Raw genomic sequence first — 12,879 nt, forward strand, 5'->3', positions numbered from 1 at the left:
GCAGTGAAGTCTGATTTCAAAAGCAGCACTTTACTGCCTTTTTTATATCCCTGAATACCAGTAAAATCATAACCCAAAATAAGGGCATGTTATAATGCATTCTGGTGTTTATCTTTGGTGCATTAATTATTTCAATAGGAAAAAACGAATTACTATTCCATGAAATCTGCATTAGAAGAACAAGCCAAAACCATTGCTCAGGCTAAGTTTAACGATAAATCCAGCATTGATAAAATCCATAGAGAATGGAGCGAAAACCTAAAGCATGATCCGGCTTTCATGAACTATCCTTTAGCTCATTTAGCCCAGCTATTAACGGAATTTCCTTCTCAAACTGAAGACCAAAGACAGGCCACCTTCAAATATGCACATGTACTGGCCTCCTTCTCACCTCAATATGGCCTTCTGCCTAAGACCACGAATAGCCAGCAGCAGTATCATGATGAACTTAATGGACATATTTCTCAATTACTGCAAAGGGAAGATTATCAAATATTAGAGACTGAAAGCCTGGCCTACAAAGGGACCTTAGGAGCTTTTATTGCAACTATTTTAAGGATTTATGTTACACTTACCCAGATAAACAATCCTTTAAGAGATCAGGCCTCTGTTCACTTGCTTCCGCTCATTAAGAAGTTTGATGTGGATGACAGCTATCTGCTTACGCTCTATGGTGAGAGTACCGATACAATTAATGCGCTTTCAGAGCTCCTTTGTCATTATATTGCCACTAAAAACAAAGAAGGTGTTTACTTCAGCATTCTCTATGACATGCTTGGTGAATATGCTAAGAGGGAAGATTTCGCTCATAAAAGTGCGCCTAAAATCATTGAACAGGTGCTTAAAAACTATCCTGAATGGAATGAAGATGATATTAAGTTTCTCATTCATGAAGGGGTTATTGCTGCCCTAGGCATTAAACTAGAAACGAAAGAAGAGCAGCTTGCAAAAATAAACGACAGGATCGCCTTTTTGAAAACGAAGAATCTGGGGCAAGGCATAAAGCATTATAAAAAAGAGAGAGCTGATTTAGAACAAAACTTTGACAGTATTCAAAGTAAAAAATGGAACTCAGCTGTAAGATCAATAGCCGTTAAAAAGCCTTTGCGTCAAAGCCTTGAACTCCTATTAAAAAAGCTACCAGAAAGCGCATACCTTACAGAATTAGCGCAGTTAGTTACTGAAAGCCATGAGTTTAAAAATAAGCCTAAAGTATTCCCTATTAACAAAAGCCCTAAAGTCAAATTTAAAGACTTTGGCTTTAAGCTATGGGTAATTGAAGAGCTGATGTATAACCAGGAAGTGCTTCAGCCAAAGTTTGATATTTATGAGTTTGCCAAAGAATATGACAAGCGCCAAATAGATGTAGAAAGTGATGGCTATGATTTGATCCCTGAAGCTAAAAAGTACTTACAGCAACTAGACATGTCAGAAGAGCTTTTAAAGCAGGTTACAACGCTTGAAATTGACGACGGCATCAATGGAGGGTCTGAGGTATATAATCAATTGTGGCCCTTCTATGACCCCGGCACAGGTGATGAATTGATCAAGGTATCTAACAAGGCCATTGATGATCTCTCGCTTCTGCCTAATCTTAAAAAGATAATTGGCTTGGAAATGTGTAACCCCACTAAGAAGCTTTTAAAGTACATGGAGGAACAGGGCATAACACTGGAATCAATAGAGCATTAAAAAGAAAAAGAGGTTGCATCATAATTGACTTATGATACAACCTCTTAAAATAATATTATGTATTGGCCTAGTAAGCTCTTACCAGCTTACCTTCCATAAAGTTCACATAAGACTGATTAGCCACTCTGGTTCCACCAGCTGTAGGGAAATTACCTGTAAAGTACCAATCACCGGCATGATTAGGACATGCCTTATGCAGGTTATCCACTGTTTGATAAATCACTTCAAGATCGGCTAGCATCTCCGGAGGCTTTACTATATCTGCTATCTTAGAAGATATCTGCTCATAGCTAAACTCATCATATAGCTTATTCACATGATTGATATTCTCCTTTTTAGCCAGCGATTCTGTACATAAGTCATATACCTCACCTAGCAAATGCTCTTTATTCTCGTCTTTCAATAACTGAACCATAGCTCTAAAAGCCACAAATTCATTCATTTTAGACATATCTATACCATAGCAATCAGGGAATCTGATTTGTGGTGCAGAAGATACAATAACCACTTTCTTTGGTCTCAAACGAGTGATCATGGTAAGAATACTCTTCTCAAGGGTAGTACCTCTCACAATAGAGTCATCCATTATCACCAGTGTATCTTTGCCTTTATTAACCACCTCATAAGTAGTGTCATAAACGTGAGCCACCATTTCATCTCTATGATTATCATCAGCGATAAAGGTTCTCAGTTTAGCATCTTTCAACACTATTTTTTCAACTCTAGGGCGGAAAGACAGGAACTCTTCCAAATCACCCATATGAGGTTTTTTATCTATTACTACTTCCTTACGCTTGGCACTAAGGTAGTCTTCCATGCCTTGCATCATTCCTAAAAAGGCCGTTTCGGCGGTGTTAGGAATGTATGAGAAAACAGTATTTTTTAAATCAAAATTGATTGCTTTCAGGATCTGAGGAACCAGTAAAGAACCCAATTTCTTTCTTTCATTATAAATATCAGGATCAGTACCTCTAGAGAAATAAATTCTTTCAAAGCTACAAGAAGTCTTCTTCTCTTTAGGCTGAATGAACTGATGCTCACCATACTCACCATCTTTCTTAATGATAAGTGCGTGCCCTGGCTTTATCTCTCTGATCTCACCATAGTCAACATTAAAAGCTGTTTTTATAGCAGGCTTTTCTGATGCTACTACTATCACCTCATCATCAGCATAATAATAGGCAGGCCTTATTCCTCCCGGATCTCTGGCTACGAAAGCATCTCCATGCCCTACCATTCCGGCCATAGCATAGCCACCGTCAAAATCTTTACAAGCGCGACTTAATACTTTTTGTAGATCAAGTTCGCTCTCTATAAGTTCTGTTATCTCCTGATTAGAATAATGTTCTTTATACTTTCTGAAGATATCATTGTTTTCCTCATCTAAAAAGTGGCCTATCTTCTCCATCACCGTCACGGTATCCACTTTTTCTTTAGGGTGCTGGCCTAAGCGAACCAGAATATCGAAAAGCTCATCCACATTAGTCATGTTGAAGTTACCTGCCACTACCAGGTTTCTACTTCTCCAGTTATTCTGACGTAAAAAAGGATGGCAGTTTTCAATACTGTTCTTGCCATGTGTACCATATCTCAGGTGGCCTAACCAAACTTCACCAGTGAAAGCACAGTTATCTTTCATCCAGTGCTCGTCATAATACTTGTCCTTCCCCTCTTTAGAAGCTTTTTTGTACTTCTTCGCAATCTTCTCAAAGATGCTTTTAATAGGTTCCTGATCTATTGATCTATAGCGACTGATATATCGCAAACCCGGTTTTTGATTTATTTTAATGTTAGCAATTCCCACACCGTCTTGCCCGCGGTTTCTTTGCTTTTCCATTAAAATATACATTTTGTTAACTGCGTAGGTAGGAGAACCGTACTTTTCAATGAAATAAGAAAGTGGTTTTCTTAGCCTGACCATGGCTATTCCACATTCGTGTTTTATGCTGTCGCTCATATCAGTATTTAAAATGCAAAGCTAACACTATTAATGATCCTCATCAAACTATCTGGTTTAAAGAATGATAACAATATCGCTACAACCAAAAAGAATCCTAAAAAATTCTGCAATGAGAATATTAATTGATTTTCAGGCTTATGTTCAGCGTTTTTGAAGATAATATAGTAAGGTAATTTAAGATAATAAAACAGGGCTATCACTGTATTCATTAATCCAAAAATTAAGAGGTATAAACTCCAATCATTACCAGACTCTACATAGCTATCCCACAAAGCGCTAAATATCAAAAACTTACCCGTAAACCCTCCTGTAGGAGGCAATCCGGTAAGTGCAATCATAACTATCACCAGAGCCACTCCCAATAAGGGCTGCACATTAATAAGGCCCTTGTAATCTTCTACTTTAGTATAGCCCCACTCCTTTTCTGCATGATTTATAAAAAGGAAAGCGGCCATATTCATAAGCAGATATACGAAAGAATAAAAGAGAATAGCTTTATAGGCCGTTTCACTATAAGCCACCAATCCGGCCACTAAAAAGCCTGAGTGAGCTATAGAAGAATAAGCCAATATTCTCTTTACATTATTTTGCCATAAGGCACTAAAATTACCAATACCAATGGTGATCATAGCTATAACTGCCAGCACAATAGTCCAGTTTACAGGGCTATCTCCAAACAGGTTAATCACCATCATCCATCTCATTAAGATGCCTATACCCGCAAGCTTAGGTACAATAGAGAAATAAGCTGCCACCGGTGTAGGCGCAGCGGTATACACATCTGGAGCCCATATATGCATGGGAGCCGCAGATATTTTGTATAGCATACCCGCTAAAGTCATAACAGCTGCCAAGGTAAATGGCAAAGCATGAGCTTTGATAAGGCCGTCTAAAAACTGGACATCATCAAAGGTTAAGGTTCCGGTAAGCGCATATAACCATGACATACCAAAGAGCATAACCCCTGAGGCTGCTGCACCGAAAAGCAAATATTTTATAGCTGCTTCTTTAGAGGCTGCATTAAATGAGAAAGAGGTGAGGATGTAGGCTGTAATAGAAAGCAGCTCAATGGATAAGTATACCGTAAGCAGGTTGTTAGCCATCACCAGCAGATGAGCCCCCAGTAGAATACCGAATATCAAAAGATAATATTCGCTACTTTTATCTTTAAACTCCTTATTGCCAAAGCCCATTGCTATGGTTATAAAGGCTCCTAACACAAATATTATCTTCCAAAAAACAGCTACACTGCTTAGCTTCACCATGTTGTTGAACAATGGTAATGGGCTCTCTAAAGTACTCACATCATGCCACTGCCCTACTACCAGCACCATGATGATAGCCAAAAAGATCAGGGCCAGGGTTTGATATAATTTATTAAAACTACCGGCTTTAAATAAACCTGCTATAAGCAATAGCACAAGTGATATTACAATAGCTATTTCTGGTAAGAAATTGCCCATGCTTCCGGTTATGGCTGTAAGCTTTTCTTGCAAGGTATCTTTAGTTTTGCTGAATAATATTTCCGTACTGACTGATTACATCAATAAACACGGTTACAGAATTATTAATCATATCCAATAAAAATGAGGGGAAAACTCCCATCAACAAGGCCAGTATTACTAATGGCACCAGCATAACATACTCTCTGGTATTAAGGTCGGTAAGCTCATCATTGCTTACTTCTATTTTTGTGAAAAACTTACCAAAAAACATGCGCTGTATAGTCCAAAGGTAATATGCCGCACTAAAAATCAAACCTAAAGCGGCAATTATGGTCATCCACTTAGGTAAAAATCCATTCACTACTGATGAGTTAAATGATCCCAACAGCACAAATATCTCCGCGATAAAACCGGAAAAACCAGGTAAACCCAAAGAAGCGAAAAAGAATATAACCGTAAAAATGGTGTATCTAGGCATCTTATTGATTAATCCGGAGTAGTTCTGTATTATTCTATCATGTCCGCGCTCGTAAATCACTCCAACTATAAGGAATAGTGCTGCAGAGATAACTCCATGACTCACCATCTGATATACTGCTCCGCTCACGCCCTCTGCAGTGCCTGAGGCTAAGCCTAACAGCACAAAACCCATGTGCGAAACGGAAGAATAAGCGATCATTTTCTTTAGATCTTTACTACCAAGTGCATTCAAGGCGCCATAAATGATAGAAATTACGCCTAAGAGGCCCATCATCCAACCATAATAACCTACTCCATCAGGAATAATCATAAAGGCTGTTCGCATAAGGCCATATCCTCCTATTTTAAGTAGTACTCCGGCCAATATTACCGAGATAGGTGTGGGAGCTTCTACGTGCGCATCGGGCAACCAGGTATGTAATGGCACCACCGGTATTTTTATGGCAAAGCCTATGAAGAGTAGTAAAAACATCACCAGCCTTCCTTCTTGCCCAAGGATCATTTTCACCACCTTATAATCCATAACCGACCCGGGAATGTAGTTAGCAGGGTCTGTCATATAAACCATGTTAAAAGTATGTACCAGGTTTTCACCAGACAGCTCTCCCGCAGAAAGGCTTTGCTGCACCTGCTCTACTATTTCCTGACTTACCGCTTGACCTTCCTGCACAAAGCCAGCTTCTATGGCAGTAGCAGCAGGATCAATCACTGAAAGGTTCAGTGCTATCATGGCAATCAGTATAAAAATAGATCCGAATAAGGTGTATAAGAAAAATTTTATTGAAGCATATTCTCTTCTTACTCCTCCCCACAAACCAATCAGGAAGTACATGGGGAGTAGCATAAATTCAAAGAACAAGTAGAAAAGCAAGAAGTCTAATGACAAGAAGCAGCCCAATATAGCTCCATTCAACAACAACAGAAGACTAAAATAGCCTTTCTCTCTAGTTTTAATATTCCAGGAAGCAATAGTGCCAATGAGCATCACTACTACTGAGAGCAATACCATGCTCATATTCAGCCCATCTACCCCTAGGATATAACCAGCAGAAATATGCCCGAATGACGAAAGATGAATATCAAACCAAGATACATTTTCTAAGAACTGAAACCCTTGCAGCTGATTCACCCCTGCCTGAGAAGAATCATAGCCAGCAAAGAGCATAATGCCCAGCAACACCTGTACAGAGGCTACACCAAGAGCTATATATTTGAAAGTACCTTTGAACTTACCTGGTATAAACGCCACTACCAAAGCGGCTATAAGAGGTAAAAATATGAGTATAGAAAGTAAATAATTGTTTAGCATTAATCTACCAGATTATCCAAAAAATGAATACTAAAATTCCCACAAAAGCCAGGGCTATATAGCTCTGTACTTTACCTCCTTGTATTGATTTGGTCATAAGACCTACCCTTCCGACAAAGAAAACGGAAAAATTCACTATTCCGTCCACTATATTTCTATCTATCCAAGCGGTTAAATGCCCTAATATGATATTAAAAATGGCGAATTTATCAATAAAGTTATCTATCACTTTAGTGTCCAATAACTGTAACTTTTGTGATAGCACTTCTATGGGTTTTATTATAAAGTCGTTATAAATCTTATCCAGATACCAATTATTAAAAGACAGCCATTGCCACACATTTCTTGCTCCCTGTCTGTTAAAATAATTGATGGTATATTTTCCTTTTGGTCTATAAATAAACCAGGCCACTAAGCCACCGATCACTATCATGGATACAGATATGATAGTTACCTGCATGTGATTGTGCTCTGCCAACTCCACCAAAGCGCGTTGCCACTCTCCGTCCATGTCAGGCACTAAGATAGTTGGTGTTTTCAATGCCGCTAAAAACCAACTCAAACTGTGGTTTAATGGGTTCAATGACCATATAAAGCCAAATGACATCAGCGCCAAAATACTGAGGGCTATTTTCATCACCCAAGGCACATCTTTCACTTTTATATTCGCATCTATAGACCTTTCATCGGCAATTCTAAAATCTCCAAAAAAGACTAAAAGAAGCTGGCGAACCATATAAAGCGCAGTCAGTACCACTGTAATAAAGCCCAAATCAGGCACCAAATAATGCCATGAAAGCGTGTGTTCTGACATCAGGTCGGCCCAGGCATAAGCACCTGAAAGCAAGGCATCTTTAGATAAATATCCTGAAAAGAAAGGAATTCCTATCAGAGCGAGAGTGGATACCAGATAAGCTATAAAAGTAAAAGGTAAATATTTTCTAAGTCCCCCCATGTTTCTCATATCCTGAGCATCGAAGTGGGCATCAGCTCTATGAGCATAATCATGCAATGCATGGATTACAGCTCCGGCTGATAGGAACAAACAAGCTTTAAAGAAAGCGTGTGTAAACAAGTGAAAAAGCGCCGCATCATAAGCTCCCACGCCCATCCCCATGAGCATATAACCGAGCTGTGAGATAGTAGAAAACGCCAGCACTTTCTTAATATCATGCTGAGCTAAAGCTGCAATAGCCCCCATAAAGGCGGTAACAGATCCTATAATAGCTACAAAGGTAAGCGCATCAACACTCATGAGCGGGAAGACTCTGGCCATGAGGTATACACCTGCTGCCACCATAGTAGCCGCGTGGATCAGCGCTGAAACCGGAGTTGGTCCTTCCATTGCATCTGGCAACCATACCTGAAGCGGAAACTGAGCTGACTTACCCATAGCACCTAAAAACAGGCAAATACCTGCTGCTGTAAGCCAAGGCAGACTTACACTATGTGCTCCGGCTATCCACTGTCCATTATCTATTGTGGAGGCCTCCATTAAAGCTTTTAATGCTTCCAGATCTAAAGTATTAAACTGAGACCAAAGAATAGCCAGGCCAATGATAAAGCCTACGTCACCCACTCTATTAGCAATAAATGCTTTCTTGGCTGCTTTTATAGCACTGTCTTTATGATTCCAATGGCTGATTAGCAGATAAGAAGACAAACCTACCAACTCCCAGAAAACAAAGATCACCAGCACATTATCAGCCAGGATGATGCCTAACATAGAGAAAGTAAAGAGACCTAAAAAGCCAAAATATTTTTTATATCCTGCATCTCCTGCCATGTAAGCAGTAGAGAACAAATGCACCAAAAACGAGATTACTGTAACCACTACCAACATCAGCGCTGCAGGGTCATTGAGTAATACTCCTATAGTAAAAGGCGGTAAATGACCGAAAGAGAACCATTCTACCCGGCTATGGACATCAGCTCCCTGCCAACCAGAAATAAGTAAATGCACCGAGATAAAGCTGGCAACAAGAGTAAGCAACATACCTACCCATGCCGAGGCCTTGGCCTGCGATTTCGGTAAAATAGTAATAATGATAAAACTGAATAAAGGTAATAATAAGACCAATAGACAAAGTATGGTAGGCTGGCTCCACGCCAAGGGTTGTAGTAAGTCTGCTGGGTTGATCACTTTATCCTTTCAATTGATTAATTTTATCTAATTCTGTGGTTCTAAAATATTTAAAAAGTTTCAGTACAATGGCCAGTCCTACTGCAGCCTCTGCCGCCGCCATTACAATTACAAAAAGGGCAAAAAACTGCCCGTCAAGAGAAACTAAATTATTCTTATTAACCGCCACAAAGTTAATGTTAGCTGCGTTTAAAACCAGCTCCACACCCATCAAAACCATTACCGCATTCTTCTTGGTAATGATTACTGCTAACCCTATGCAGAAAAGAGCCGCTGCCAGTATAAAATAATATTCACTACTCATCGGTCCCTTTTGTTTTATATCCTGAAATAACGGAAGCTCCTATTAGTGCCACCAGCAATACTACCGCTGCAATCTCAAAAGGCAGAAGGTATTCTGTAAGAAGCTCTACCCCTATCTGATTCACATTATTCATATCAGCACTTTGACTTTCTACAGCACCAAAATTAATCTTAAGAATACCATAAAACAGCACCACAAAAAGGGAAATAGCTATTATAGCACCTAAAAAACGGTTATATGATGAAGTGATAATTCCCTTATCGGTAATTTTATTGGTAAGCATTACTCCAAATATTAGAAGCACTACTATACCACCCACATAGATCATTAACTGGGTTACAGCCACAAATTCGGCCTGAGCCAAAACATATACCGCGGCCACACATAAAAAGGTAGCTACTAAAGAAAATGCTGCATAGAGCAGGTTTTTAGTAAACAAAATTACTCCGGCAGATAGAATAGCTAAGGCCGAAAAAATGTAAAAGAGAATATCAATCAGCACTAGTATCTCCTTTCTCATCATTATCTGATGGCTTTTTCTTCGGCTTCATCACCGGCTTAGGCTTTTTCATTACCGGTTTAGGTTTAGCCTTGGGCTTATTCTCAGCTTCCTCCTTTTTTTCTTCTGTATCTTCTTTAACCTCTTTTTCAGCACTGGTTTTCACCTTCGGCTTCATTTTAGGTTTAAATTTAGGCTTGGGTTTGCTTTCAGCTCCTTCTTTCTTTTCCTCTACAGAATCCTGATCCTCACTGGTATTAAGTTTGGGCTTGCTCACAGGTCTTGGCTTAGCTACCGGTCTGGCTGCTTTAGTAGCTCCAGAACCAGCAGATTTGGCTGCTGCCTTAGCCTTTTCATGCTCTTCTAACTCTTGCTTTTTAGTAAGAATTTCCAGAGGAGTCATAGTAGCAAAAGAATAGGTATGATCCGCTACATCATATTCGCTAAAATCATATGCTTTAGTCATAGTAAGGCATTCAGTGGGGCATACCGTGGTACATAACCCACAAAAGCAACACTGAGCCATATTAATATCAAACTTAGCTGCGTAAATACGTTTGGAAGTACCATCAGAGGTTTTCCCATAAGTTTCTACCGCTTTTATGGGTTCAATATCAATACAATCGACAGGGCAAATTTTAGCACACTTATCACATACAATGCAGTCATCTATCTCATTATGAAGTCTGTATCGGCCATTATCAGGCACAGGAATACTCTCATGCGGGTAGGCCACCGTCATAATGCCATCCTGATCTTCAAAATAATTATCACTGGTAATATCCTTGTTCTTTACCGTGTGAGTGGCCTTAGAAATATGGCCTAAGGTAAGCTTGAGCCCCGTCCATAAGGTAGAAATAGAATTTCCGATATTTTTAAAATAGGCTGTCATAGGCTTCCTTTCATTTGGAATTTGGGCCAAGAATAAAATCTTATATCCTGGCCATTCAATTATTGACAAGGACGACAAAGAAATGAAAGATTAAAGAAAAAAGCTCACTATTGTAGCGACTTTTTAACCGTAAAAAGGAAAGTTGTTCCTTTTCCCTCTTCACTTTCTACCCAAATATCACCTCCCATTCGCTCCACAAATTCTTTACAAAGCTTTAGCCCAAGCCCTGTACCTTCTTCATTAGCAGTACCTCTGGTAGTGTGCAGGCCAGAGGCATTAGTAAACAGGATGTTTTGCTGCTCTTGGCTCATACCTATGCCATTATCAATCACTTTTAAGATTAGCCACTCCTGATCTTTATCTTGACAAGCCAACTCCACCAGACCTTCTTCTTCAGTAAATTTCATGGCATTAGAAGCCAGGTTTCTTATAATCAGATCCAGCATATTACGGTCAGTATGAACGACAGTTCCTTCCGGAATACTATTGATAAATTGAATGTTCTTATCATTAGTATCTCTAAAAAAATTAATATTTTCTGCTGCTAGCTGATGGAGGTCTATATCCTCCTCTTTTATAGTGATCTCATTCATTTGAATCAGAGCCCAATCCATAAGATTACCCAAAAGTTTTTTAGTACTTAGCAAACGTAGTTTTAGAGATTTAGTAAGTTGTAAAAGCTCTTCTTGTGTTACATAACCGCTTTCCACCATATCCAATATGCCTATAATGGCATTAATGGGCGACCTAAGATCATGAGAAAGTATAGAGAAGAATTTATCTTTCATGGCCAGTAAACCAGACATCTCCCTACTCTGCTCTTCCATTTCTTGCTGATGCTGTAACAGGAGTCGGTTTATTTTTTTCCTCCGAAGACTACTGCGATACAAGGTTATAAGTAACACCGCCGTAAAGGCCAATATCACCACCAAAATATTTCTAAAAAACTCTTCGTTTTCGAGCTGCCGCTTTTGCTGCTCCTCCTGTTGGCTCAAAAAGGCGATCTCCATATCCTTATTAGCCGTTTCATATTTTAGCTGTATCTGAGCAAATTGCTCTGAGCGTTTCTCCCCAAATAAACTATCCTGAAGGGCCTTATATTTCTTATAGTAATTCAAGGATTGTTCAAAAAGCCGCCTTCGCTCGTACAATAATGATAGCTCATGATAGCCCTCTATCATCAGGTCTCTATCCTGAATATTATCTGACATTTCCAGTGATCTGTTTAGCAGACTATTGGCTTTATCATAAGAAGACATTTTACGGTAAACCACCCCTTTACCCAGAAAAGCCTCTGCCATGCCACTCTTATTGTTAATGGTCTGGTAAATAGCCATAGAGCTATCATGGTAATGCAAGGCCTGTTTAAATTCTTTCAGGTTCTCATGAGCAATGGCTATTTTATGCATTATTTTTGGCGTCAGCACTTTTAGAGAAAGCCTCCTACTTACTTTTAGAGCCTCATGCAGTTTTACCAGAGCCTGCTTATACTCACTCTCTAAAATCAGTATTTCGCCAATATCATGATAAGAATAAGCGATACCTTCGCTATCATTTATTACCCGGCTGAGCTCAAGAGAATTCTGAATGTATTCCATGGCTTTCTCTAATTGCCCCATAGCCTTCAGTACACGACCTATATTATAAGTAGAAATAGCTATATAAAGCTTATTTTCCTCTTCTCTCGCCTTTCTCAGGCTTTGTTGATAATAATCATAAGCATCACTAAAAAGATCCAGGTCAAAATAATCTTCACCAATATTATTCAAGCACATCATCATGCTTTCTCCGTCTCCTAATTTCTCAAAGAGCTTTAAGGCTTCCAAGTCCAGCTTTAATGCCTTTTGGTATTGACTCTGAACATTATAATAGTAAGCTAATTTAACATCTGCCTCAGCCTGGTACATAAGGCTATTAGAAGCTATGGCCAGCTTCCTTATTTTATTAGCCAAATAAATAGATGTGTCTATATTATCGAGGTCATATTCATAGACAAGCTTGAACAGCGCCTCCATTTTTGATGAATCGGGGTTATGAGTTTGTCTAACAGGATCAAGAAATTTATTCTCCTTGATTTTGTTAGACTGCCCTTTGGCACAAGCCAAAAAGCCAAATAAGATGGTTAAAATTAAAAGCCCTCTGTTCAAGTATTTTA

General features: G+C 39.2%; 9 protein-coding genes. 1 reads left to right on the top strand and 8 read right to left on the bottom strand.

The window, feature by feature from the left end:
* Window positions 1-159 precede the first annotated feature (159 nt).
* Window positions 160-1,692: a DUF6892 domain-containing protein gene (locus LVD15_RS24910; protein ID WP_233777900.1), complete on the top strand. Its 1,533-nt coding sequence runs from the start codon at window positions 160-162 to the stop codon at window positions 1,690-1,692.
* A 67-nt stretch (window positions 1,693-1,759) separates the two neighbouring features.
* Here LVD15_RS24910 and LVD15_RS24915 read toward each other — a convergent pair whose 3' ends face one another.
* The 8 genes from LVD15_RS24915 to LVD15_RS24950 form a co-directional block, all read right to left on the bottom strand.
* Window positions 1,760-3,649 carry an amidophosphoribosyltransferase gene (locus LVD15_RS24915; RefSeq protein WP_233777901.1) on the bottom strand — a complete coding sequence of 630 codons (1,890 nt, stop codon included), beginning with the start codon at window positions 3,647-3,649 and terminating at the stop codon, window positions 1,760-1,762.
* An 8-nt stretch (window positions 3,650-3,657) separates the two neighbouring features.
* Entirely contained in the window at window positions 3,658-5,148 is a 1,491-nt protein-coding gene (locus tag LVD15_RS24920) for an NADH-quinone oxidoreductase subunit N (RefSeq protein ID WP_233777902.1), read from the bottom strand.
* Window positions 5,149-5,155: 7 nt separating this feature from the next.
* Window positions 5,156-6,886 (bottom strand): complex I subunit 4 family protein, encoded by a 1,731-nt coding sequence (locus tag LVD15_RS24925; protein WP_233777903.1) that lies wholly within the window; start codon window positions 6,884-6,886, stop codon window positions 5,156-5,158.
* A 4-nt stretch (window positions 6,887-6,890) separates the two neighbouring features.
* A complete protein-coding gene (gene nuoL / locus LVD15_RS24930; protein ID WP_233777904.1) occupies window positions 6,891-9,029 on the bottom strand; it encodes an NADH-quinone oxidoreductase subunit L in 2,139 nt (712 codons plus the stop codon).
* Between the two features lies 1 nt (window position 9,030).
* Complete coding sequence (gene nuoK, locus LVD15_RS24935) at window positions 9,031-9,333, bottom strand: NADH-quinone oxidoreductase subunit NuoK (RefSeq protein ID WP_233777905.1); 303 nt, start codon at window positions 9,331-9,333, stop codon at window positions 9,031-9,033.
* Complete coding sequence (locus LVD15_RS24940; protein ID WP_233777906.1) at window positions 9,326-9,856, bottom strand: NADH-quinone oxidoreductase subunit J family protein; 531 nt, start codon at window positions 9,854-9,856, stop codon at window positions 9,326-9,328. Before LVD15_RS24940 ends, nuoK begins: the two co-directional genes overlap by 8 nt.
* Window positions 9,825-10,724, bottom strand: a complete 900-nt coding sequence (locus LVD15_RS24945; RefSeq protein ID WP_233777907.1) for a 4Fe-4S dicluster domain-containing protein — start codon at window positions 10,722-10,724, stop codon at window positions 9,825-9,827. The genes LVD15_RS24940 and LVD15_RS24945 overlap by 32 nt, the downstream gene beginning before the upstream one ends.
* A gap of 107 nt (window positions 10,725-10,831) precedes the next feature.
* A complete protein-coding gene (locus LVD15_RS24950) occupies window positions 10,832-12,871 on the bottom strand; it encodes a tetratricopeptide repeat-containing sensor histidine kinase (protein WP_233777908.1) in 2,040 nt (679 codons plus the stop codon).
* Window positions 12,872-12,879 lie beyond the last annotated feature (8 nt).

Origin of the sequence: Fulvivirga maritima (assembly GCF_021389955.1) — a bacterium.
In the GTDB taxonomy this organism is placed as follows: Bacteria; Bacteroidota; Bacteroidia; order Cytophagales; family Cyclobacteriaceae; genus Fulvivirga; species Fulvivirga maritima.

Bases quoted from the DNA above. Each gene is read 5' to 3' on its own strand.
- nuoK (WP_233777905.1), bottom strand. From the start codon at position 9,333: ATGAGTAGTGAATATTATTTTATACTGGCAGCGGCTCTTTTCTGCATA.
- LVD15_RS24915 (WP_233777901.1), bottom strand. From the start codon at position 3,649: ATGAGCGACAGCATAAAACACGAATGTGGAATAGCCATGGTCAGGCTA.
- LVD15_RS24925 (WP_233777903.1), bottom strand. From the start codon at position 6,886: ATGCTAAACAATTATTTACTTTCTATACTCATATTTTTACCTCTTATA.
- LVD15_RS24940 (WP_233777906.1), bottom strand. From the start codon at position 9,856: ATGATGAGAAAGGAGATACTAGTGCTGATTGATATTCTCTTTTACATT.
- LVD15_RS24910 (WP_233777900.1), top strand. From the start codon at position 160: ATGAAATCTGCATTAGAAGAACAAGCCAAAACCATTGCTCAGGCTAAG.
- LVD15_RS24945 (WP_233777907.1), bottom strand. From the start codon at position 10,724: ATGACAGCCTATTTTAAAAATATCGGAAATTCTATTTCTACCTTATGG.